The following is a 24,544-nucleotide window of genomic DNA, read 5'->3' on the forward strand; positions in this document are numbered from 1 at the left end:
GCCTTTGGCTGCGCCGAAACTTTTAAAATCAAATATTTTAAAATAGCTCTCCTGCTACTTTTTTAATATTGTCACTTTTCCCCATTGAGTAGAAATGTAAAACAGGAACTCCAAAATCAAGAAGTTCTTTGCATTGATTGATTGCCCATTCTACCCCGATTTGCTTTACGGCTTCATTGTTTTTAGCACTTTCCACTTCATTAATTAAATCTTCCGGTAAATCGATTTTGAAAACCTGTGGTAATAATTTCAAATGTCTTTTTGTTGCAATTGGTTTAATTCCAGGGATAATTGGAACTGTAATTCCCATTTCTCTCGCCTTTGTCACAAACTCGATAAACCTTTTATTATCAAAAAACATTTGAGTTACGATATAGTCTGCTCCGGCATCCACTTTTTGTTTCAGCCATTTTAAGTCGTAGTTCATGGAAGGTGCTTCCATATGTTTTTCAGGATAGCCGGCTACTCCAATGCAAAACTTGTTATTTTCTTCACAAGCCTGCTCGTCATGAAGGTATTTTCCTCTTCCTAAATCATTAATTTGATGAACCAAATCCATCGCACTCGCGTGACCTCCTTTTGTAGGTTCAAAATACTGGTGTCCTTTCATTGCATCACCACGAAGCGCCATTACATTATCAATCCCAAGATACATACAGTCTACTAAAAGATATTCTGTTTCTTCTTTTGTAAACCCTCCACAAAGCAAATGCGGAACGGTATCTACATTATATTTATGCTGAATTGCCGAACAAATCCCCAATGTTCCGGGACGCATTCTGGTAATTTTACGTTCCATCAGACCGTTGCCTTTATCAATGTAAATATATTCTTCGCGAGAAGTCGTCACATCAATAAAAGGAGGTTTAAATTCCATCAAAGGGTCTATATTTCCATACAAATCTTCAATTCCGATTCCTTTCTGAGGCGGAACAACTTCTAAGGAGAACAAAGTTTTTCCGTTTGCATTTTTTATGTGTTCTGTAATCTTCATGTTTAAATTTTAATCTGCTAAATTAGGTGACAACCATTTTCTGGCTTCCTGTAAAGAAATTCCTTTCCTCTTAGAATAGTCTTTCAACTGATCTTCTGTAATTTTTCCGAGCCCAAAATATTTTGCATGCGGACTTCCGAAATAATATCCGGAAACGGCAGCTGTCGGAAACATTGCTAAGCTTTCTGTAAGATAAACTCCGATATTTTCTTCTACTTTTAAAAGATCCCAAATGGCATGTTTTTCCAAATGATCTGGACAAGCCGGATAGCCCGGTGCAGGACGAACTCCTTTATATTTTTCAGCAATTAAATCATCATTGCTTAAATTTTCCTGATTGGCATATCCCCAATATTCTGTTCTTACTTTTTTATGTAAAAATTCAGCATAAGCTTCTGCAAAACGGTCAGCCAAAGCTTTTACCATGATTGCATTATAATCGTCATTGGCTTTTTCATATTCATCTGACAATTCATCAGTTCCAAAACCTGTAGTCACACAGAAAGCTCCTACATAATCAGTTTTTCCTGAACTTTGAGGAGCAATAAAATCGCTTAATGCTAAATATTCTTTGCCTTTAGATTTTTGAAGCTGCTGTCTTAATGTGATAAATTTAGATTGCTGCTGATCATTTTCATCAAAAATTAAAATATCATCATCTTCAGTTGAATTTGCCTTGAAAATTCCGAAGATCGCTTTGGCTGTCAATGCTTTTTCATCTAAAATTTTCTTTAAAATAACCTGAGCATCTTTAAATAATTCTTTGGCCTGCTCTCCTACCACCTCATCATCAAAAATATTCGGGTACTTCCCATGAAGATCCCAACTTCTGAAAAATGGTGACCAGTCGATAAACGGAACCAATTCATTCAAATCCTGACCTTCAAAAACCTGTACCCCTAAATTATTCGGTGTGAAAATTTCTTCGTTTTCCCAGTCGATTTTAAATTTATCTTTTCTTGCATCTTCAATCGAAACATATTCCTTATCAATTTGTCTGTTCAGGAATTTTTCACGGAAATCTGAATAGTCACTCTTTAAATCGTTTACATATTCTTTATTTCTATCTCCTAATAAAGAACTCACCACGTTTACCGCTCTGGAAGCATCGTTAACGTGAACAACTGCATTTTTATATTTTAAATCTATTTTTACCGCAGTATGTGCTTTTGAAGTCGTTGCACCACCGATCAATAATGGGAAATTAAGATTCTGACGTTCTAATTCTGATGCGATGTACACCATTTCATCTAAACTTGGCGTGATCAAACCACTCAGACCAATAACATCTACATTATGTTCAATTGCAGCCTGAATAATTTTCTCGGCAGGAACCATTACTCCAAGATCTACAATCTCATAATTGTTACAACCCAACACAACGCTCACAATATTTTTACCAATATCATGAACGTCACCTTTTACCGTTGCCATTAAGATTTTACCGTTGGCAGGTCTTTCACCGTCTTTTTCAGCTTCAATAAATGGTTGTAAATAGGCCACCGCCTTTTTCATTACCCTTGCCGATTTTACAACTTGTGGAAGGAACATTTTTCCGCTTCCGAATAAGTCACCAACAACACCCATTCCTGTCATTAAATTAACTTCAATAACATGTAACGGTTTGGCAGATTGTAACCTTGCTTCTTCTACATCTTCTTCAATAAAACGGTCGATCCCTTTTACTAAAGAGTGTGTAATTCTTTCCTGTAAAGGTCTGGTACGCCATTCTAGTTCTTCAACGACTTCTTTTTTGACAGATTTATTCTTTTCAGAATAATCCAACAACCTTTCTGTTGCATCTTCTCTTTTGTCGAGAATCACGTCTTCTACAAGACCTAATAATTCTTTATTAATTTCATCATAAACTTCCAACATTGCTGGGTTTACAATTCCAATATTCATTCCTGCCTGAATCGCGTGATAAAGGAAAACCGAGTGCATCGCTTCTCTCACCGTATCATTTCCTCGGAAAGAGAACGAAACATTGCTTACACCTCCACTTACAGACGCATACGGAAGATTTTGACGAACCCATCTTGTCGCTTCGATGAAGTCGATTGCATTTCTTCTATGTTCATCCATTCCAGTTGCAACAGGGAAAATATTTAAATCGAAAATAATATCCTCAGCCGGAAACTTCACCTCATCAACTAAAATATCATAAGACCTTTTAGTGATTTCAAGCCTACGATCGTAGGTATCAGCTTGTCCGTCTTCATCAAAAGCCATGACAATAACCGCTGCACCGTATCTCTTTATGGCTTTAGCCTGTTTTACAAATTCCTCTTTACCACCTTTTAAACTGATAGAATTTACTACAGATTTTCCTTGAACAACCTGTAATCCAGCTTCTAAAATCTCCCATTTCGAGGAGTCAATCATGATCGGAATTCTGGAAATATCCGGTTCTGAACCTACTAAGTTCAGGAATTTTATCATGGATGCTTTTCCATCGATCAATCCGTCATCAAAATTAACGTCAAGGATCTGTGCGCCGCCTTCAACCTGATGACGGGCAATATCCAAAGCTTCAGAAAATTTCTCTTCTTTAATTAATCTTAAAAACTTTTTGGAACCGGCAACATTCGTCCTTTCACCAACGTTGATAAAATTACTTTCCGGAGTTATAATAAGAGGCTCAAGGCCCGATAGTCTTAAATATTTCATTAATTGTGTATTCTTCTAAAATAAATTAGTAGCGTTAATTCTAATGCAATAAGTGTTGAAAAATTTATACAATTTCTCTCACTTTTCTTGGCTCATATTTATCAACCAAATCTGCAATTGCTTTGATATGATCTGGTGTTGTACCACAGCAACCTCCGATGATATTGATGAGTCCTTTTTCTACGTATTCTCTGATTTGTTCTGCCATAAATTCTGGCGTTTCATCATATTTTCCGAACGCATTTGGCAGACCAGCATTGGGATACGCTGAAACAAAGAAATCTGAATTATGTGCCAACGTTTCCAAATAGGGCGTTAATTGATTTGCTCCTAAAGCACAATTGAAACCAACGCTCAATAAATTTAAATGTGAAACTGAGATCAAAAATGCTTCTGCAGTTTGTCCGCTTAACGTTCTTCCTGATGCATCGGTAATTGTTCCTGAAACCATGATTGGAATTTTAATTCCTCTTTCTTCGCTGATTTCATCAATAGCGAAAAGAGCAGCTTTTGCATTCAATGTATCGAAAATAGTTTCTACCAATAAAATATCTGAACCTCCATCTAATAAAGCTTCAGACTGTTGTTTGTAGGCAATTCTTAATTCATCAAAAGTGATTGCTCTGTATCCTGGATCGTTTACATCAGGGCTTAAACTTGCCGTTCTGTTGGTTGGCCCGATTGAACCTGCTACAAATCTTGGTTTATCAGGATTTTGAGCGGTAAATTCATCACAAACTTTTCTTGCAATTTTTGCAGATTCATAGTTCAGTTCGTACACCAACTCTTCCATATGATAATCTGCCATTGCAATGGTTGTTCCTGAAAAGGTGTTGGTTTCCAAAATATCAGCTCCGGCTTCCAAGTACTTTTTATGAACTTCCTCGATCGCATGAGGTTGCGTTAATGAAAGTAAATCATTATTTCCTTTTACAGGGTGCTCATAATCCTTGAACCTTTCGCCACGGTAATCTTCTTCCTCGAATTTATACCGCTGAAGCATTGTTCCCATTGCTCCGTCAAGAATTAAAATTCTTTCTGATAACGCTTTATATAATTGTTCTGAATTTTTCATTTTATTTATTTTTCATTGGTGAATTAATCCGTTGATTGATATTTTTCCACAGGTTTCACCTATGGCTATTTTTGTTGAACCCTTCGGGTTCTTTTGCAGCCCGACTTGAGCGGAAATCCTTTTTTATCAGGCCAAAGCGATGGAAAAAAGATTGGGAGCGGAAGGCGGATACAGCTGCCCAAATAATTAATCCAATGCCTGTTTCAGATCTGCGATGATATCGTCTACATTTTCCAACCCTACCGAACAACGAACTAAACCAGCCGTAATTCCCACTTCATTTCTTTCTTCATCTGACAATTTCGAGTGCGTGGTAGAAGCCGGATGCGTAACAATTGTTCTGGTATCACCCAAGTTTGCAGAAAGAGAACACATTTTTATTTTATCTAAAAAGTTTCTTCCGCCTTCAATTCCGCCTTTGATCTCGAATGCAACGATATTTCCACCCAACTTCATCTGTTTTTTTGCCACTTCATAACTTGGATGAGAAGGCAAGAATGGATATTTTGTCAATTCTACATTCGGATGACTTTCTAAAAACTCGGCTACTTTTAAGGCATTTTCGCAGTGCTTTTCTACACGAATTGCTAATGTTTCCAAACTTTTTGATAGAACCCAAGCGTTGAAAGGTGACATTGCAGGTCCAGTATTTCTTGCGAAAAGATAAATTTCACGAATCAAATCTTCTCTACCAACCGCTACTCCACCTAAAACACGACCCTGACCGTCAATCAATTTCGTTGCTGAATGAACAACAACATCTGCACCATATTTAATCGGCTGTTGAAGATAAGGTGTTGCAAAACAATTATCTACAATGAAAATAAGATTATGTTTTTTCGCTATTTTTCCAAAAAACTCTAAATCTAATACTTCAATTGCAGGATTTGTAGGTGTTTCAAGATATAAAATCTTGGTATTTGGTTGAATATATTTTTCTACGTTTTCTGCATCTTCTGCTTTGAAATAAGTTGTTTCGATATTCCATTTCGGGAAATATTTTGTGAACAACGTATGCGTAGATCCGAAAACCGACTGACAACTTACGATATGATCTCCAGCATTTAACAAAGTCGCAAATGTTGAATAGATCGCTGCCATTCCTGTTGCGAAAGCATATCCTGCTTCTGCACCTTCCATTTTCACAATTTTATCTGTGAATTCCGTAACGTTGGGATTTGAAAATCGGCTGTATAAATTCTTTGGTTTTTCTTCTGCAAAACTAGCTCTCATATCTTCCGCATCCTGAAAAATAAAGCTGGATGTAAGATATAAAGGTGTAGAATGCTCATCAAACTGGGTTCTTTCAGTTTGTGTTCTTATTGCGAAGGTTTCAAAATTTTCGTTTTCCATTTCTATATTTTCCGTAGGTTTTATTTACGGTTGTTTGTTATTATTTCGTTCCCTAGGTTTCACCTACGGCTATTGATATTGAACCCTTCGGGTTCGCTGATTATTTAGTTTCACTTACTCTTAAAATATCTCCGAAAACACCTCTTGCAGTAACCTGAGCTCCAGCTCCGGCTCCCATAATTACGATTGGATTTTCACCATAACTTTCAGTATAAATTTCAAAAATTGAATCTGAACCTTTTAATTGTCCTAATGCGGAAGTTGCGGGAACAGAGATTAATTTTACATCCAATTCACCTTTGTCTTTTTGTAAATCACCATGCAAGTCTCCAACATATCTCAATACATGACCAGGCTCTTGGTTTTCCTTGATTTTTTGATATTCATCATCCAAGTCTCCAAGTCTTGTAAGAAATTCCGGTTTAGAAATAGATGATAAACTTTCAGGAACAAGATTTTGAATATTGATATCATCAAATTCATTAATTAAGTCTAGTTCTCTAGCCAAAATCAATAATTTTCTAGCAACATCATTTCCTGACAAGTCTTCTCTTGGATCCGGTTCTGTATAGCCTTTTTCTAGCGCTTCATTGATGATTGTTGAAAATTTATCATCTCTTAAAGAAAAATTGTTGAAAACATAACTCAATGTTCCGGAGAATACTCCTTTAATTCTTGTGATATTTTCTCCTGAAAGGTGTAAAAGTTTTATAGTATCAATTAATGGTAATCCCGCCCCAACATTGGTTTCGTATAGATAACGTCTGTTATTTTTGTTCAACGTATATCTTAGTTTACGGTATTCTTCGATTGGAAGGGTATTGAAAATTTTATTGGAAGAAACCAAGTCGAATCCGTTTTCTGCTAAAGCATGATAATTATGAACAAAATCTTTACTAGCGGTGTTATCAACAACAATCAGGTTTTCCAATTGATTTTCTTTTGAGAACTTGATTAATTCCTGGACATCAGATGGACTTTCTGCAGCTAAAACCTCATCGCTCCAGTTGCTATCAAACCCTGTTTTATTGAACGCAATTTTTCTTGAATTGGCAACTGCTACCACTTTAAGATCGATTTTTTTACGTCTTCTGATTTCTTCCGATGACTGTAAAACCTGTTCTATCAAAGTCTTTCCAACGTTTCCGTGTCCGATAATTGCTAAATGAACCGTTTTTGGTTTTTTAGACGTTTCAGATTCGATGATATTTTTTGCTTTTTCGTCTTGTGAAGAAGTTACCACAATATTGATACGCTTTTCGCTTCCTACTTGATTTAAAAGCAATGGAAAAACGTTGTTTCTAGCTAATTCAGCCAACACTTTATTTAAATCTTCTGCAACAAAACCTATTACAGAAACATTATTTATACTGTAAATCTGAGAAACTTTTCCCGATTTTCTTTCTGCTTCAAATTCGTCAATCAGACAATTTACCGCTTTTTCGGAATCAGCTTCCTGAACCAAAATTGATAATCCGTTTTCAATTGCCTGTTGAGAAATTACTCCAACACTTATTCTCGCTAAAGTAAGCGCTTTAAAAATTCTTCCGTCAATCCCGATTTCACCTAAGAAATCTTCCCCTTCAAATTTGATGATTGATCTGTTTTTTAAAAATTTTATTTCGTTAGCATTTTTCATCGTCTATAAAATATTTTTAATGATGTTATTTAATTGTTCGTATTCCATTAAGAAGGCGTCGTGCCCATGAATTGATTTGATCTCGTGATAGAAAACATTTTCCTTTTTTTCTTTAAGCTTTTCAAAGCACATTCGGATTTCAGAAGCAGGAAAGAATAAGTCTGTATCAACGGAGATCATGTGCATTCGCGCCTCGATTTTTTCCAGTTGAGTTTCTTCTGCGTTAATGTTCATTAATAAATGATTCATTAGCTTATAAGATTTTAAACTAAACCTTTCGTTTAATGAATTTCCGTGATAAAAAAGCCAATCTTCCGATTCTAAAAGGTGTTTTTCCTGATTGTATTTGTTTTGAAATCTATCGTTTAAAGATTGAGGTGTTCTATAACACAACATCGCATGAATTCTGGCTTTTTGCAGTGGTTTATCATTTCCATTTAATAAAAATTTCTGAACCAAGCATTGTGCATGAAGCCAATCATGAGTTTTGTAATCGCAGGCAATAGGAATGAAAATTTCGGCAAGCTGTGGGTTTTTCACCAACATTTCCCAGCCGATTCCACCTCCAAGAGAACCTCCAATAATGGCGTACAAGTTTTTTATATTAAGCTTTTCAAGGCCTTTTAAAAAGATATTCGCAATATCTGAAGGCGTGAAATCTTCATATTCATCAATTAAAAAATGATCATAGCCGTTTCCGGGAATGTTGAAACACAGAACTGTGTATTTATTTGTATCAATAACCTGATTTTCACCAATCAGCTTTTTCCACCACCCTTTTTCTCCGGAAACATCTGAATTTCCGGTTAAGGCATGATTAACTAAAATGATAGGTGCTGAAAACAGGTCTTTCCCGAAAAGCTGGTAGCTCAACGGGATATTATATTCCTTTTTGGAATTTGTCTGATACGAAAGATTAATATAGTTTAGTTCTGTTTTCAATTCTATTATACTTTTTGATAATACAATTTGAAAATGCCACTAGAAATGGCTGAAAGAACTTCAGTAAGTTATCTGTCCAAAATTATATTTGGTAGAACGTAGCACCTTCTTCGCTTGCACGAAGGGTTGCTAAGGTTTCATAGGGTCTATCCCTCAACCTTTCTTGATAACATTTTCAATATGTGAATGATCGAATGCTGCAAAGATAAAACATTTATTTTAAAAATTTATAAAAATTTAATTTAATCTCGAAAAGCCTTTAAGCAAAAGAGCTTCAGGGATATGTTACGTTTTATTCAGATTCAAAATGTTGGAATTATTTTTCAAAAAACTTACCTTCGTAATGAAAAGTGATGAAATATGAGTGTTGAAAAACAAAGACTACAAGATAAAGACTGGAAAAACTGGGGGCCTTATGTAAGCAACCGACAATGGGGAAATGTGCGTGAAGACTACAGTCCGGACGGTAACGCGTGGGGATCTACAAGTCATGATAAAGCCGAAAGTTATGCTTACAGATGGGCCGAAGAAGGCATCGCCGGAATCTCTGATCCGAAGCAGCTTTTATGTTTTGCCCTTTCTTTCTGGAACAAAAAAGATAAAATGGTAAAAGAGCGATTTTTCGGGTTGAGCAATCATCAGGGAAATCATGGCGAAGACATCAAAGAACTCTTTTATTACTTAGATAACACGCCTACTCATAGCTATATGAAGATGGTGTACAAATATCCAATTAACGAATTTCCTTACAACCAAATTATTGCCGAGAATGGAAGACGAAGCAAAAAAGAACCGGAATACGAGCTTTTTGATACTGGAATTTTTGATAATGACGAGTATTTCGATATTTTCATTGAATACTGTAAAGCTGACCACAATGATATTTTAGTAAGGGTAACAGTAGCCAACAGAAGCCAAAAAGAGGCTCCGATATTGGTTGCTCCGACTGTTTGGTTCAGAAATAACTGGAAATGGGGTTACAATATCTACAAAGGTCAATTGAATGCTTCCTCGGAAAGCTGTATCGATATTAACCACGACAGTATTTCGATTAAAAAATTCTATTCGAGAAAGAATAATTCAAATAGCGTTTTTTGTGAAAATGAAACAAATTCTCCCAAATTATACGGAACACTTTATTCCGGAAATACCTATTTTAAAGACGGAATTAATGATCATATCATTTATGGAAGTAATACTGTAAATCCAGAAAAAAGAGGAACAAAAGCTTCTTTTTTAATTGATGAAATGATTGGAGCAGGAGAATCAAAAATTTTTGATTTCCGACTTTCTCCGAATGAAACTGATGAACCATTTAATCATTTTGATGAAATTTTTAATGCAAGAATTTCAGAAGCTGATGAATATTATCATGAAATTCAACATGATGTAAACAGTGAAGATGAAAAAAATGTGCAGAGACAAGCCTTCGCAGGGTTACTTTGGAACAAACAGTTTTATCATTACAATGTTGGAAAATGGTTAAAAGGTGATCCCAATTTTGAAGCTCCGAGAGATTTCAACAATTATGTAAGAAACACGGAGTGGAATCACATGCACAACAAAGACATTATTTCCATGCCCGATAAGTGGGAATATCCTTGGTATGCAACTTGGGATCTGGCTTTTCACTGTGTTCCTTTTGCTATAATTGATGCTGAATTTGCCAAAAACCAACTTCTTTTATTAACCAAAGAATGGTATATGCACCCAAACGGGCAACTTCCTGCATATGAATGGAATTTGAGTGATGTAAATCCGCCTGTTCATGCATGGTCGTGTTTCAGGGTTTTTAAAATCGATGAGAAAACAAATGGAAAACCTGATCTTTTATTTTTAGAAAAAGTTTTTCAAAAACTGCTTCTTAATTTCACCTGGTGGGTGAATAGAAAAGATAAAAGCGGGAATAATATTTTCGGTGGAGGATTCTTAGGACTTGATAACATCGGTGCTTTTGATCGAAATATGGAGTTGAAAGACGGTCAACACCTCGAACAAGCCGACGGAACAAGTTGGATGGCAATGTATGCTCTGAACATGATGAGAATGGCGATGGAATTGGCTCAATATTATCAAGTTTATGAAGATATGGCCATCAAATTCTTTGAACATTATCTTTACATCGCTGAAGCCATGGAAAATATGGGAGACGGCAAAGAAGGATTGTGGAACGAAGAAGACGGATTTTTCTATGATGTTTTACAATTAGGAAACGGCGAAAGTGTTTCTTTACGTCTGAGAAGTATTGTTGGATTAATTCCATTATTTGCGGTAGAGGTTATTGATCATCATTTATTGGATAAAATGCCCAATTTCACCACAAGAATGGAATGGATTTTAAAAAATAAACCTGAACTAACCAAATTAGTTTCCCATTGGGAAGAGGAAGGACACGGAAGAAAGCATTTGATGAGTATTCTGCGTAAAAACAGACTCTCAAAAGTATTGACAAGAATGCTTGATGAAAAGGAGTTTTTAAGTTCTTACGGAATCCGAGCGATGTCTAAAGTATATGAAGAAAATCCTTTTGTATTTTCAGTTCATGGAAGAGAAAATATGGTGTATTATACTCCCGCAGAAAGCGACAGCAGAATGTTTGGAGGAAACAGTAACTGGAGAGGTCCGATTTGGTTTCCTATCAACTTTTTGATTGTTGAAAGTTTACAGCGTTTTCATTTTTATTATGGAAATAGCTTAAAAGTTGAATTACCAACCGGAAGTGGAGACAAAAGAAATCTTGATGAAGTTGCTCAAAATATCAGCGGAAGATTGTGTTCTATTTTCCTAAAAGATGAAAACGGAGAACGAGCTTTTAACGGCGGAAATGCTAAGTTTAATTACGACATCAACTTTAAAGATTACATTACTTTCTTTGAATATTTCCATGGAGATAATGGTCGTGGAGTCGGTGCATCGCATCAAACAGGATGGACGGCCACCGTTGCAAAATTGATGAAACCTAGAATGACAATATAATTCTAAGCCTCTTTTTAAGGGGCTTTTTTTATGGATTGAATCTATAGATTTATATCTAAATCATACAGTCGCGAGATATCAATAATTTATTTATATTTGCATCACAAAAACACAAATGAAAACAAAATTCCCTTTTGCTTTCCTAATATTCTTATTGGGAAAACTGAAACAGAACAACTCTGGTTCTATCTTGCTTTTTAAACTTGATTTACTTTTTAACACAAGAAAATTACATTTAAAGCAATTAATTACTCAATAGATCCGCTAATATCTTCTTGATAATATTTTTTATCAAGCATTATTATTTTATATCAAAAGAGTAAAAATCAGCTAAAATTAAAACACACAATACAATTACATAATGAAAACAAAATTATTTCTTTTGCTTTCTTTCTCAATGTTCATGTTGGGATTAAAAGCTCAAAATGTCAGCATTCCTGATGTAAATTTTAAAGCAAGGCTTCTATCTTCTTCGGCAAGTAATACTGTTGCTAAGGATTTAAGTGGAAATTATTTTAAAATTGACGCTAACGGTGATGGACAAATACAGCAGAGTGAGGCGAACCAAGTTATGGTTTTAGATGTAAATAATTCGAGTATAGCTTCATTAGACGGGATAAATGGTTTCATCAATATTGAAACTTTAGACTGTAACCATAACAATCTTGGCAAACTATGGGTAAGTAACAATTCGAACTTAAAATGGATCAATGCCTCTTATAATCCTCTTAATTATTTTTCAGGAAACGGAGGTCTTTCTGTGGCAGATAATATTGGATATTTGAATTTACAATCAACCATGCTAAGCGCTCTTGACGTAAGCTATAAAAGTAAATTAGCATATTTGAATTTAAAAAACAATACTAATATTATTGAATTAAAAGCGAATAATTCAAATTTATCTGCTTTACTCTTAAATGGATGTACAAATCTTCGTTCATTAGATTGTAGTTACAATCAGCTAACTTCATTAGACCTACAAAACCTTAACATTACATCTGAAATTGAATATCAGTATGGTGGAGGATATTTTATATTTCCTCGAGGAGGTGTAAACTGTAGTCATAATAATATCTCAGATCTAAACATTACAAATTTATCCACAAATTTTTTAAACTGCAGCTACAACAACCTTACAAATCTAGATACAACCCAACTAACTCTTGTAAGAATTCCTAATATAATGCTGTATTTACTAACTTTACCATTAACTGTTTATTTAGATTGCAGCCATAATCAAATAACTTCAATTACAACTCATGATAATTTTGTTCTTCAAAAATTTGACTGTAGCTACAATAATTTAACTTCATTAAATATTAATAAAATTATAGCTGTTGAATTTAACTGTAGTAATAACCAAATTTCTACGGTAAATATTAGTGATACTTGTCAAATAAATAATTTAAATCTAAGCAATAATCAACTTACAACATTTGTAAGCCCAGTATTACCAAAAATAGACGATGATCTTTTGGTAAGTCCCGCATCAGCGCAATCAATAGACTGTAGTAATAATCTATTAACATTGCTAGACATCACGAAGACAAAGGCCGATGTTGTAAATGCAAATGATAATAATATCATCAATGTATTTGCAAAAAACGGAGTATGGAATGAGCTTCTAGGTCTTGCAAACAATCCTAATATAAATTATATATGTGCTGATGATTTTTCAATCAATCCATATGATCCTAATGATAATTATAATGAAGTAAATTATATAAAAGATCAATTGGCTTCTGAAAATATGTTTCCAAATATTAATTCTTATTGTTCTTTCACACCTGGCGGAAATTATAATACCATTAAAGGAGTCGTAAGATTTGATGAAAATAACAATGGTTGTGACACTACTGATGAGGTTTTTGAACATTTAAAGATAAAAATTGATAACGGAACAAGTACTGGAGAAACTTTTGTTACCGCCAACGGGACTTATAATTTCTTTACAAAAGAAGGTGACTTTACTCTAACTGCAGAACCTGAAAATCCATCTTTGTACACTGTAACTCCATCTATTTTCACCGTAAATTTTGCAGATAACAACAATATTTCAACTCAAAACATCTGTGTTACCAAAAATGGAAATGTAAAAGATCTGGAAGTTGTCTTTGCTCCTGTTACTGATGCAAGACCTGGTTTTGATGCCGTTTACAAAGTGATCTGGAGAAATAAAGGAAATACTACGCTTTCCGGAAGCGTAACAGTTAATTTTAATAATTCGAAAATAAACTTCCTGTCTTCTTCATTACCTTCTTCAGTTTCAGGAAATCAGGTGACATTTAATTTTACAAATTTAAAACCTTATCAGAATACGGCTTCTGAAATTACATTTAATGTAAACCCTCCAACTCACCCTACAAATCCTGTGAATATTGGAGATATTCTTAATTTCTCAGCGAATATCACCCCGCTTTCTGGAGATGCAAATCAGGATGATAATCAATTTGTGTATAAACAAACTGTTGTAGGTTCGTATGATCCGAATGATATCACTTGTCTTGAAGGAAATACAATTCCATTAGCAATGGTCGGAAAATACCTTCATTATATTGTAAATTTTGAAAATACAGGAACGGCTCCGGCAACCAATATTGTTGTGGAAATGGAGATTAATCCTGATGATTTTGATATTTCTTCATTACAGTTACAAAATACATCTCATAATTCTTACACTAAAATTACAGGCAATAAAGTAGAATTTATGATGAAGGATATTAACCTTGCAGCATCAGCCCACGGAAATATTGCATTGAAGATTAAATCTAAAAATAATTTGGTTTCAGGTGACAGTGTAAATAATAAAGCCAACATTTATTTCGATTATAATTTCCCTGTAGAAACCAATGAAGCAGTTACAAATATTGAAGCATCAACGTCATTATCTGCTGTAGATAGCAGTAAAGATAAAACTTCGGTAAATGTTTATCCAAACCCAACAAAAGGAGATGTAAACATCAATGCTGATTCTAAAATCAATTCAATTGAGATCTATGATGCGCAGGGAAGAATTATTCAGAAACAAATAGGAGTTAATTCTCAAAGCACGAAAGTTTCTATTCACAGTAATACTTCGGGAATGTATATTTTTAAAATAATTACAGAAAAAGAAACAATTACGAAAAAGATCATCAAAAACTAAAAAAATCATTTTCAATATCCTACCCTTTCATTCAATGGAAGGGTATTTTTTTATAACTGTCGACCATCTGAATATTAGGAAATGGAATAAAGCTACCTTAAAAACTATTTTAATTAAAAATTAATATTAATTTTTACTTTTTATTAAATTATTTACAACATATTACATATATTAGCATAACAAAAACCATTACAACTTTTATGAAAACAAAACTACTACCTATCACGGGCTTGGTAATATCAAGCATGTTCATTAATCAAATCAAAGCACAAGAATATCAACCAATCTCAATTCAAAGCGGATTCAATGCCGACGTTATCGCAAACGGAGTTGGCCCTTCTGCTTCATCCACCAACAACGATGTAGATGGAGTAAGTTATGCCTTTATATCCAGAGATTTCCAACTGACATCCTCAAGTACACCGCTTACTTACGGGCTACCAATTAACAGAATTATTAATTCGGCAGTTGGTTCTACTTCAGGGTTGAGTTATCAGCTTGCACCTTATAGCTCCAACAATTCTTTAAGGCTACAAAACGTAAACGATGCTGGAACATTGACACTTTCAACGCCTACTCCCGTTCTAAGTCTATACATGCTGGCTACCGGCGGAAGTGGAGATTGTACAGTGAATGTTACTGTTAATTTTTCAGATACTACCACTCAAACTTTTAGCGGAATTGCGATCTCAGATTGGTATTACGGATCAAACTTTGCCATTCAGGGGATTGGAAGAATTAATATAAATAATGACAATTTGGAAGCCGGAGGCGGAACAGATCCTAGATTATATCAAATTCCGTTAGCTATAGACGCAGGAAATCAATCTAAAAATGTACAAAGTATTATGGTAACCAAAGCATCAGGCGGAGTTCCTAATATTTTTGCTTTTTCAGCGGATCTTTATACTGCATGTTCGTCTCCTTCAAATATTACTTACACTTCTACAATGACGAATGCCACTTTAAGCTGGACACCTTCTGCCAGTGCACCTTCGGCAGGATATCAATATTATGTAAGCACCTCTCCTACTGCTCCAACAGCAACAACGACACCAACAGGAAGTGTAGCAGCAGGAAATACTTCTGTAACCTTAAACAATTTAATAACAGGTCAAACTTATTATTTCTGGGTAAGATCAAACTGTGGATCATCACAAGGTTTCTGGAAAATGAAAGAATTCACAACCGGGCAGGTATCTACAACATATACAGCAGGAAATATCAACACAATGTACAGCAGCGGTACACCAAGCGTAACAGCGACAACAAACTGTCCTGGTTTACTTACAGTTGTAGTTCCGGCGGGTTACAAAATAAAATCTACCAGCGTATCTTACACCATGACCACGCAAGGAAACGGATGGATGTCTGAACAAAACAGTTTGCTGGTTTGTACTACCAACAATACTTCAGAGCCATCTATAACAACGGGTTCAGGTGGAAATACAGGAACTTTCTCATATGAAAGATCTGGTTTAACTTTAGCGAATAATCTTACAGGAAATGTAAATTTCGAGCTGAGAGCGTGGAGAACATACGGAGGATCTGATTGTAATGCAGATTATAACCAAGTTGACGCTAACACATGGAAAGTAAACGTAACCTTAGAGCCATTGGTTTTAGCAACAAATGAAGTGAAAGCTGAAAAGCAATTAACTGTTTATCCTAATCCTTTCACAGATGTTTTAAATATTGAGAAATCAGACAACGTAAAACGTGCTGTGGTAACGGATCTTTCTGGAATTATAGTAACAACTTTTGATAATCCATCTTCTGGATTGCATTTGGAAAGTTTAAAAACAGGAGTTTATATTTTGACATTAACAATGAAAGATGGTACTCTAAAAAGGACAAAAATCATTAAAAAGTAATACAATAAAAACTTTATTGATAAACAAAAAACCGGACGCAGTGTCCGGTTTTTTATTATTGATGAGGTAAAAGAAGAGATTAAACTTTCTCTCCGTTTACATAAACTTCATACCCAATTTCTACATTCGGTTCTAAGGTTTTAGAAACTGAACAATATTTTTCAAAAGATAATTCCGCTGCCTTTTGTGCTTTTTTAGGATCGATATTTCCTTCCAGTAAAAATTTAACCATAATAGCTTTAAAAGGTTTTGCATCATCAATCTGAACTCTTTCTCCTTCTACTTCTGCTTTGAAATCTGTAATTTCCTGTCTTTGTTTTTTCAAAATAGAAACTACATCTATTCCGCTGCATCCTGCAACCGCCATTAAAACACTTTCCATTGGCGAAACTCCTTTTGCTCCGGGCTGTGTTGTATTATCCAAAAGAATGGAATTCCCTTGAGAATTGGTACATTCAAATAAAAAATCGTCGTTTATTCTGTTGAGTGTTATTTTCATGTGATTCATTTATAAATGATTATTGATAAATGTTAAATGATTAATCCGCAGAATTATCATTCAAAATTTAAAATCTATAATTTAAAATTTCAGTAAAGCAAAATTATAAAATTCCTCTCGCTTTTATCTCTAAATATTTATTGATAACATCGATATTTAAATTTTCAGGAAGTGTATAAACTGTATAAATTCCGTATTTACGAAGCTCCTGAATGATTAATTTCTTTTCAAACTCAAATTTTTCAGCGATAATTTCATCATAAATTTCCTGCATACTTTCAGGATTTTTATTGATCAATGTATGAAGTTCTGCATTTTTGAAAAATACAACAACCAACAAATGGTTTTTAGCAATTCCTCGGAGGTATTTTAACTGGCGGTTTAGGCCGTCCAATGTTTCAAAATTTGTAAATAATAAAATTAAGCTTCTCTGGTTGATGGAATATTTTACGTCCTGATATAATCTGTTAAAATCACTTTCAAAAAAGTTGGTATTGATATTATAAAGTGCTTCCGAAATCTTTTTAAGCTGACCCGATTTATTTTCTGCCGCAATTTTATTTTCGGTTTTCTTTGAGAATGTCATCATTCCCGCACGATCTCCTTTCTTCAAAATAATATGAGACAAAGCCATCGTTGCATTGATTGAATAATCCAAAAGACTCAATCCGTTGAAAGGCATTTTCATCGTTCTTCCGGTATCAATCAACATAAAAATACGTTGCGATTTTTCATCCTGAAATTGATTAACCATCAAACGATTCGTTTTAGAAGTCGCTTTCCAGTTGATCGTTCTGATATCATCGCCGGGAACATATTCTTTGATCTGTTCAAACTCCATCGTGTGACCGAGCTTTCTGATCTTTTTAATTCCACCCATCAAGAATTCGCTTTGAAGTGCCATCAATTCATACTTCCTGAGATGTACAAATGACGGATACGAAGCTAAATTAGCATCTTTCTGAAATCTAAATCTTTTTGAAATAAATCCTATCGGAGATGATGCATAAATATTTAAACTTCCAAAATTATATTCGCCTCTTTCCTTTGGCTCTAAAGTATATTGAAAATAAGTATTTCTTCCCGACTCGATCTGTTTTCTGATCAAGAAATCCCTCTTCTGAAACTGGAATGGTATTTCATCAATAATTTTAGTCTCGATCTTAAAACCGTAATTATTTTTGACATCAATTTTTACAGGATTTTCATCGCCATTGGATAATTTTTCAGGTAAAATTCTTTGGGCTAAAACTCCTTCTTTTTGGTTAAAAAGCAAGAGATAATCAACCATTGCCGCAAGAAAACAAATCAATAAAACAACATGAGCCACCACCATTAAAACAGGAAAGAAAAATGCCAAGACATAAAGAATCCCCACTCCAATGAGCGCGACGAAAAAGCGAGTATTTATGTAAAGGTTTTTAAGCATTTTATCTAGGAATCTCTATTCCTTCTAATATTTGTCGGATGATTTCATCTGCGGTTAAACCTTCCATTTCTCTTTCGGGAGAAACGATTACTCTGTGCCTTAAAACAGCGTAACTTGCTTCTTTGATGTCTTCCGGTGTTACAAAATCTCTTCCTCTCAAAGCTGCGAAAGATTTTGAAGCCGTTAATAAAGCCAAACTCGCTCTTGGTGAAGCTCCCAAATACAAGAACTGATTTTCTCTGGTATTAATAATGATCTTCGCAATGTATTCTATCAAATGAGTTTCAACGATAACTTCTTTAACCAATTGTTGATAACTTTTCAACTGTTCTGCACTAACCACTCGGTTTACAGCTTCTGTTTTGTCTTCTCTTTTGCTTTCGTGCTGATTTTTAATAATGGTAATTTCCTGTTCAAGATTAGGGTAACCAACATTAATTTTAAATAGAAAACGATCTAATTGCGCTTCCGGAAGCCTGTACGTTCCTTCATGTTCAATTGGGTTTTGTGTGGCAACTACTAAAAACGGTTCTTCCATTATGTAACGGATTCCGTCCATCGTAATTTGTCTTTCTTCCATTACTTCAAACATTGCAGCCTGAGTTTTTGCAGGTGATCTGTTGATCTCATCGATCAGAATAAAGTTAGAGAAAATAGGCCCTTTTTTAAATTCAAACTCGGAGTTTTTGACATTGAAAATTGATGTTCCCAAAATATCGGAGGGCATCAAATCCGGCGTAAACTGAATTCTGCTGAAGCCAACATCAATTGTTTTCGCCAATAATTTTGCCGTAATCGTTTTTGCAACTCCCGGAACTCCTTCAATCAAAACGTGACCGTTGGATAAAAGTGCTGCCAAAAGATGTTCGACCATACTTTCTTGGCCAACAATTACTTTTGCAATTTCAGATTTTACTTTTTCTAAGCTTGCACGAAGTTCAATCATATCAATTCGAGACTGAAAATCGTTTTCTTTTTTATCGAGATTTATAGAATTTTGATTTTCTATGTTTTGGTTTTCAAGGTTTTCCATATTGTTTTAATTTAACAATGTAACAGTTCTATTTTAATTTGATTGGACTTCATCCAACCCTGTTTTATGTCGTCCCTTCGGGACTCCCTGTTTTTATTTTAAAATTTCGTCCAGCAATTTATTCATTCTTGCCAGATCTTCTTTCATCACATGAGCGTAAGGATCTTGCGCTTTTTTGATCAGATTAATGGCTTCATTAATCATTTCGATTGTTTTTCCTGTTTTTAACTGAAGCTTTTTTGCAAATTCATCATCTAAATTTTGGGTATCAATGAGAAAGTCAAGCCTTACTTTATTCAAGAAATATTGGGCTTTTTTTGCCATCATATCATGAAAATCGCCTTCCTGAAGATAGAGATTTCCGATACTTTTCACAAAATCTACTGAGGTGTTTTTCAACGGTTCAATGACAGGAACGATACGTTGCTTTCTTTTTGCATTAAAGAAAACGAATAATACCAATCCTCCCAAAAGCACCCACCAAGCGTATTTCAAAGCCGGATTTGACAAAATAAATCTCATAAAGAAACGAGAAACTTTTGCATTACTTTCTACAAACCAAATCGTTTCCTTATCGTCAAGATACGAAAAAACATCTTGAGCATATTTTATGTTTCCGGATTTCAGCAGGTAATAATTCGTCATGAAAAGTGGTTCGCAATGAACATAAATATTTCCCTTTCCGAATTTAATTTTAATGAAATTAGCCTGATCCGAATTATTCTTTTCAACCGTCTTTCCAAGAATTTCAACTTGTGGTTTAATATAAGAAAATCCTCTGCCCGACGGAAATTTATCTAATTTAATAAAATCGTTCTTATATTTTTTATCGGTCAGTTTCAACACATTTTCATCTGCAAAAGATATTTCTGAATCATAATATCCGATGCTGTCTGAAACCTCTTTTGGAATTTGACTTACAATCAACATCGCGTCTGAACCATTGGAAACTTGGTCTAAAATTTTGTTCCAGGATTCTGTGTCTACTTCCGTTTCTACAACCAGAATATTATGTGATTCTTTTTTATGAGTATTGTAATAATTGTAAGGGGTTTGATCTATTTTTTTTAGTTTATTTTTAAAAAGATCTTTAGCTTCATGATCAAAAATAAACAATCCGAAAGGTGATTTTTCATTCGTGTCAAAATTTTTACGCCAATCTGTAACCTCTTTTTTGTTCACTTCAAGCAACGCCAAAATCACCATCACGACGATGAAAATTACAGCATATATTTTGAAAGTTTTATTCATTGTAAAAAGAGTTTAATTAAGGTTTAAAGGCTTGATATTGGGCTTTGAATTTCTGATAATTCTGTTCATCAATACTGAATTCTCCATACCAAACGTATTCGAAAATGTAGGATAAATTAGAAAAATCATTTTTCAGATGCGGAGCTTTCAATTCTGCCACATAATCTTTATTTGTCTTTTCGGGGTTCCAATTGATGGATTTTTTATCACTTAATTTTTTCAAGACAAATAAAAACTGATAACGAATCGCTGAACGATAATCTCCCTCCCTTTCAAATTTTGCAATACTTTCCGGAAAATTGATCTCATGAATATTTTCGTGAAGCTCTTCATCTTTAATAATTACTTTCTTATTCTTTTTTCCGAAGATGAAATTTCCGTCTTTTCCAATTAAATATTTAATGATAAAATACAAAAGAAAGCCGACCAGAATAATGGCAAATATTCGAATTAAAATCCCTGCAATATTACCGGATTTCGTGAAAACGGTATCGCCAAAAATACTTTGCAATATTTTATCAATCTTCCTTAAAAGCTTTTGCCAAAAAGATTCTTTAGGTTTAATAGTTGTGTAATCAAACTCATTTCCTTTATATCTCGACTGAATATTTTCCTTGAACTTTTTGGGATAAACTGTGTTTTCAGAAACCGGATTTTTAAGCAAAACAGAATCTGCACGGTACATATTTTTGTAATGTCCCGTGTTCAATGAATCTATATATGCTTCCGCAACAGGCGGCGGATCTGTCTGATCCTGAGCAAATGAAGATTCAAAGGAGAAAAATATCAGTAAGAAAAAAAGAATTTTATTCATTATTACCGATGGTGTCTATTTCTGCTAATTCTACTTTTTGATGAAGGTCTGTTCTGCTGTCGTAATACATTAATCCTGAATTTACGTACAGCATATTTGAAAGGAAAAACGATACAAGCATCGAGATTCCGTACAATATGAAGAAAAATATTCCGGCTGTTCCTGCAAACGGATTCTGTTCAAAATTACCATCCGGAGCGGACGTTAAGAGTGATCCGTAGAAAAACATCATCGGAACAAACGTAAAAATTGATGTTACAACATATAAAATGATTGAAACGATGATCGTTGAGCCCCAATATTTCCAATAAGGCGATTTTTCTCGTCCGTTTGGATAAGAAAACTGAGATCGGATGGAATAGCTTAAACTTTCGAAAAAGCCTCGGTTAGAATTGAAATAATCATACATCAAAAATGTAACAACATTGAATAACGTAGGAAAAACCAGCAATATCAAAAAGATTCCTATCACAATCAAAACCAACACATAAGAAAACCCTATTATGATGAATGACAGCGGTGTAACGATAAACATCATGCCTAAACAAAGCTTAACGATTTTGCCTGCATTATTTTTAAAATCACTCAAAATATCATCTGTTTTGATCTTTTCCTGTCCTTGTCCCAGCCTTTTTAAGTAAAAAACAGGAAACAAATAATTAATTATCATTAGAAGCAAGAAAAGAAGAAAGGTAAGAATCCCGACAACGATAAGCATTCCCAGATTATCCTCAAAATATTGTTGAAAATAATAGCTTTCGCCACTTAGATTAGAACCTAAAATTTGCGAGAACAATTCTCTGTATCCTAAAACAAATACAGTTACCATTAGGATCATCAGCAAACCATTCAGTAAAATATAGCTTTTAAAATAATTTTTACCATATAATTTGAAAAAATTAAAACTGTCACTTATAAAAGTTCCGAAATCTCTTTTTTTATAAAACTGCATCATTGATTTGGTTGTTAGTTTTTTTATTGACAATTGACGGATAAATAATATAATAGAATCCTATGATCGCCAGTGTTCCGAAAATAATAATTAAATTAAGAATCAAAGGCATTTTTAAAGCATGTCTTGTGATATATCCCTCAATAATTCCTGCACATACCGTAAATGGAATCGTGCTTAAAAATATTTTAAATGAATCTTTAAAACCGTTTTTAAAAGAATTAAATCTCGAAAAAGTCTTTGGAAATAAAATGGAAGCTCCCAAGATTAATCCGCACATCGCTTCAACGACCATTGAGAAAATTTCAAAAACTCCGTGAAGCCAGATTCCTCTTGCGCTGTCTTTCAAAGCTCCGTAATCGTAGAAAAAATATTGGAAAGAACCCAACATTACACTGTTTGAAAGTAAGGCGTATAAAGTTCCAACTCCGCCTGCAATTCCGTAAATGTATAATTTTGCTCCGACTCCGATATTGTTGAAAATAATACCAATTGTACTTCCCCACGTTGAACCGCTTTGATATATTCCGACCGCATTTCCTTTTTTAATATTTTCTATGGTTTGATTGACATAATCTTCGCCAAGAATAATATTCGTAAAATCCTTATCATAAATCGCGGAAAGAACTCCAATCAGTGTAAATAAAGTGAAAAACAGAAATGCATAAGTCAAATATCTTCTGTATTGATAGACCAGCAAAGGAACTTCAGTTTTGAAGAAATACAAAATCCTGTTTTCCTCTACTCTCTTAGTTTTATAAATTTTTTGAAATATCTGAGAAGATAAGTGATTTAAATAAACCGTTGTATTACTTTTGGGGTAATAAGTCTGCGCAAAAGAAAGGTCATTGATAAGGTTGATGTACAACGAAGACAGGTCATCAGGATTTTTTTTAATTTTCCCTTGAATAACCTGTTCAATTCCCAACCATTTTTCTTTATTTTGTTTAATGAAATAAACCTCTCTCATAATTGTAAGGCTAAAATAATAAAAAATATGTCTCAAATTGCGATTAATACTTCACAAAATGTAAATATTAATTTCAACATCGCCAGTGTTGGAGAAAGGATGCTTGCGTTTATCATCGATCTTCTGATTAAGGTTGCGTATGCAGTGATTGCTTTTTACGTATTTTTTAATTTTTTTGATCTTGGATATTTATTAAACGGGCTCGATCAATGGTCACAAATGGCGATTTACATTGCGATTACATTTCCTATTTACATTTATCCTGTTGTGTTGGAAAGTTTAATGGAAGGTCAAACTCCCGGAAAAAAATTAATGAAAATCCGTGTGGTAAAAATTGATGGTTATCAGGCAAGTTTTGGCGATTATTTAATTCGCTGGATGTTCAGGTTGATTGACACTTCTTTTGCAGGTGTTGTTGGTTTAATTTCTATGATCGTTTCTAAAAACAATCAACGTTTGGGAGATATTGCTTCGGGGACGGCCGTGATTTCATTAAAAAACAGCATTAATATTTCTCACACGATTTTAGAAAATATTAAAGAAGATTATATTCCGTCATTTCCGCAGGTTATCGCTTTGACTGACAATGACATGAGAATTATTAAAGACAATTACACAAAAGCTTTGAGAGTTGATGACAGACAGATTATCAGTAAACTTTCTGATAAAATAAAAGGGATTCTAAAGCTTGAAGTTGATGCGACAAAAATGACGGAAAGGCAGTTTATTAATGTTGTCATTAAAGATTATAATTATTATACGGGAAAGGATAGTTAAAATCTGGCTTTAAGTTTTGGCTAAAGCCAATTGAATCCATAAAACATTAAACGGGCTAAAGCCCATTCCTATTGAAATACAACATTGTTTTATTTGTGAAAAAAATTTGTGTAATTTGTGTTTAACAAAAGCTCGGTGCAGTTTTTGTATT

At 34.1% G+C, this 24,544-nt stretch carries 17 protein-coding genes and 1 riboswitch; of the genes, 4 read left to right on the forward strand and 13 right to left on the reverse strand.

Annotated features, from left to right (window positions below; all coding sequences use genetic code 11):
- Positions 1–37 precede the first annotated feature (37 nt).
- The 6 genes from metF to A0O34_RS22580 all read right to left on the reverse strand — a co-directional run bounded on the left by metF (position 38) and on the right by A0O34_RS22580 (position 8,673).
- A complete protein-coding gene (gene metF / locus A0O34_RS06430) occupies positions 38–994 on the reverse strand; it encodes a methylenetetrahydrofolate reductase [NAD(P)H] (RefSeq protein ID WP_066752690.1) in 957 nt (318 codons plus the stop codon).
- A 9-nt stretch (positions 995–1,003) separates the two neighbouring features.
- Entirely contained in the window at positions 1,004–3,664 is a 2,661-nt protein-coding gene (gene metH, locus A0O34_RS06435) for a methionine synthase (RefSeq protein WP_066752692.1), read from the reverse strand.
- A gap of 64 nt (positions 3,665–3,728) precedes the next feature.
- A complete protein-coding gene (locus A0O34_RS06440; protein WP_066752695.1) occupies positions 3,729–4,739 on the reverse strand; it encodes a homocysteine S-methyltransferase family protein in 1,011 nt (336 codons plus the stop codon).
- A gap of 186 nt (positions 4,740–4,925) precedes the next feature.
- Positions 4,926–6,092, reverse strand: coding sequence for an O-succinylhomoserine sulfhydrylase (locus A0O34_RS06445; protein ID WP_066752698.1), 1,167 nt, complete (start codon positions 6,090–6,092; stop codon positions 4,926–4,928).
- A gap of 100 nt (positions 6,093–6,192) precedes the next feature.
- On the reverse strand, positions 6,193–7,731 hold the full coding sequence (locus tag A0O34_RS22575; protein ID WP_066752701.1) for an ACT domain-containing protein: 1,539 nt from the start codon (positions 7,729–7,731) through the stop codon (positions 6,193–6,195).
- 3 nt (positions 7,732–7,734) lie between these two features.
- Positions 7,735–8,673, reverse strand: coding sequence for an alpha/beta fold hydrolase (locus tag A0O34_RS22580; protein ID WP_066752703.1), 939 nt, complete (start codon positions 8,671–8,673; stop codon positions 7,735–7,737).
- Positions 8,674–8,738: 65 nt separating this feature from the next.
- A riboswitch (SAM riboswitch) is annotated at positions 8,739–8,846 on the reverse strand.
- A gap of 187 nt (positions 8,847–9,033) precedes the next feature.
- Here A0O34_RS22580 and A0O34_RS06460 point away from each other — a divergent pair.
- The 3 genes from A0O34_RS06460 (at position 9,034) to A0O34_RS06470 (ending at position 16,668) form a co-directional block, all read left to right on the forward strand.
- Positions 9,034–11,649 carry an MGH1-like glycoside hydrolase domain-containing protein gene (locus tag A0O34_RS06460; RefSeq protein ID WP_066752706.1) on the forward strand — a complete coding sequence of 872 codons (2,616 nt, stop codon included), beginning with the start codon at positions 9,034–9,036 and terminating at the stop codon, positions 11,647–11,649.
- A gap of 361 nt (positions 11,650–12,010) precedes the next feature.
- Entirely contained in the window at positions 12,011–14,794 is a 2,784-nt protein-coding gene (locus tag A0O34_RS06465; RefSeq protein WP_082891111.1) for a DUF7619 domain-containing protein, read from the forward strand.
- A 200-nt stretch (positions 14,795–14,994) separates the two neighbouring features.
- Positions 14,995–16,668, forward strand: coding sequence for a T9SS type A sorting domain-containing protein (locus A0O34_RS06470; RefSeq protein WP_066752710.1), 1,674 nt, complete (start codon positions 14,995–14,997; stop codon positions 16,666–16,668).
- Positions 16,669–16,747: 79 nt separating this feature from the next.
- Here the strand turns inward: A0O34_RS06470 and A0O34_RS06475 are convergent, their stop codons facing one another.
- The 7 genes from A0O34_RS06475 to A0O34_RS06505 form a co-directional block, all read right to left on the reverse strand.
- Positions 16,748–17,167 carry an OsmC family protein gene (locus tag A0O34_RS06475; RefSeq protein ID WP_066752713.1) on the reverse strand — a complete coding sequence of 140 codons (420 nt, stop codon included), beginning with the start codon at positions 17,165–17,167 and terminating at the stop codon, positions 16,748–16,750.
- Positions 17,168–17,270: 103 nt separating this feature from the next.
- Positions 17,271–18,596 (reverse strand): DUF58 domain-containing protein, encoded by a 1,326-nt coding sequence (locus A0O34_RS06480; protein ID WP_066752716.1) that lies wholly within the window; start codon positions 18,594–18,596, stop codon positions 17,271–17,273.
- Between the two features lies 1 nt (position 18,597).
- Positions 18,598–19,629, reverse strand: a complete 1,032-nt coding sequence (locus tag A0O34_RS06485) for an AAA family ATPase (protein WP_066752719.1) — start codon at positions 19,627–19,629, stop codon at positions 18,598–18,600.
- 93 nt (positions 19,630–19,722) lie between these two features.
- Positions 19,723–20,880 (reverse strand): hypothetical protein, encoded by a 1,158-nt coding sequence (locus A0O34_RS06490; protein ID WP_066752722.1) that lies wholly within the window; start codon positions 20,878–20,880, stop codon positions 19,723–19,725.
- Between the two features lie 16 nt (positions 20,881–20,896).
- Entirely contained in the window at positions 20,897–21,694 is a 798-nt protein-coding gene (locus tag A0O34_RS06495) for a DUF4129 domain-containing protein (protein ID WP_082891112.1), read from the reverse strand.
- Positions 21,687–22,649: a DUF4013 domain-containing protein gene (locus A0O34_RS06500; RefSeq protein ID WP_066752726.1), complete on the reverse strand. Its 963-nt coding sequence runs from the start codon at positions 22,647–22,649 to the stop codon at positions 21,687–21,689. Before A0O34_RS06500 ends, A0O34_RS06495 begins: the two co-directional genes overlap by 8 nt.
- Positions 22,633–23,616: a stage II sporulation protein M gene (locus A0O34_RS06505; protein WP_066752729.1), complete on the reverse strand. Its 984-nt coding sequence runs from the start codon at positions 23,614–23,616 to the stop codon at positions 22,633–22,635. Before A0O34_RS06505 ends, A0O34_RS06500 begins: the two co-directional genes overlap by 17 nt.
- Positions 23,617–23,643: 27 nt before the next feature.
- Here A0O34_RS06505 and A0O34_RS06510 point away from each other — a divergent pair, with 27 nt between their 5' ends.
- Positions 23,644–24,393 carry an RDD family protein gene (locus A0O34_RS06510; RefSeq protein WP_066752731.1) on the forward strand — a complete coding sequence of 250 codons (750 nt, stop codon included), beginning with the start codon at positions 23,644–23,646 and terminating at the stop codon, positions 24,391–24,393.
- The last annotated feature ends 151 nt before the right edge of the window (positions 24,394–24,544 follow it).

The organism is Chryseobacterium glaciei (genome assembly GCF_001648155.1).
Taxonomy (GTDB): Bacteria; Bacteroidota; Bacteroidia; order Flavobacteriales; family Weeksellaceae; genus Chryseobacterium; species Chryseobacterium glaciei.

Bases quoted from the DNA above. Each gene is read 5' to 3' on its own strand.
- metF (WP_066752690.1), bottom strand. From the start codon at position 994: ATGAAGATTACAGAACACATAAAAAATGCAAACGGAAAAACTTTGTTC.
- metH (WP_066752692.1), bottom strand. From the start codon at position 3,664: ATGAAATATTTAAGACTATCGGGCCTTGAGCCTCTTATTATAACTCCG.
- A0O34_RS06440 (WP_066752695.1), bottom strand. From the start codon at position 4,739: ATGAAAAATTCAGAACAATTATATAAAGCGTTATCAGAAAGAATTTTA.
- A0O34_RS06445 (WP_066752698.1), bottom strand. From the start codon at position 6,092: ATGGAAAACGAAAATTTTGAAACCTTCGCAATAAGAACACAAACTGAA.
- A0O34_RS22575 (WP_066752701.1), bottom strand. From the start codon at position 7,731: ATGAAAAATGCTAACGAAATAAAATTTTTAAAAAACAGATCAATCATC.
- A0O34_RS06460 (WP_066752706.1), top strand. From the start codon at position 9,034: ATGAGTGTTGAAAAACAAAGACTACAAGATAAAGACTGGAAAAACTGG.
- A0O34_RS06465 (WP_082891111.1), top strand. From the start codon at position 12,011: ATGAAAACAAAATTATTTCTTTTGCTTTCTTTCTCAATGTTCATGTTG.
- A0O34_RS06470 (WP_066752710.1), top strand. From the start codon at position 14,995: ATGAAAACAAAACTACTACCTATCACGGGCTTGGTAATATCAAGCATG.
- A0O34_RS06475 (WP_066752713.1), bottom strand. From the start codon at position 17,167: ATGAAAATAACACTCAACAGAATAAACGACGATTTTTTATTTGAATGT.
- A0O34_RS06480 (WP_066752716.1), bottom strand. From the start codon at position 18,596: ATGCTTAAAAACCTTTACATAAATACTCGCTTTTTCGTCGCGCTCATT.
- A0O34_RS06485 (WP_066752719.1), bottom strand. From the start codon at position 19,629: ATGGAAAACCTTGAAAACCAAAACATAGAAAATCAAAATTCTATAAAT.
- A0O34_RS06490 (WP_066752722.1), bottom strand. From the start codon at position 20,880: ATGAATAAAACTTTCAAAATATATGCTGTAATTTTCATCGTCGTGATG.
- A0O34_RS06495 (WP_082891112.1), bottom strand. From the start codon at position 21,694: ATGAATAAAATTCTTTTTTTCTTACTGATATTTTTCTCCTTTGAATCT.
- A0O34_RS06500 (WP_066752726.1), bottom strand. From the start codon at position 22,649: ATGATGCAGTTTTATAAAAAAAGAGATTTCGGAACTTTTATAAGTGAC.
- A0O34_RS06505 (WP_066752729.1), bottom strand. From the start codon at position 23,616: ATGAGAGAGGTTTATTTCATTAAACAAAATAAAGAAAAATGGTTGGGA.
- A0O34_RS06510 (WP_066752731.1), top strand. From the start codon at position 23,644: ATGTCTCAAATTGCGATTAATACTTCACAAAATGTAAATATTAATTTC.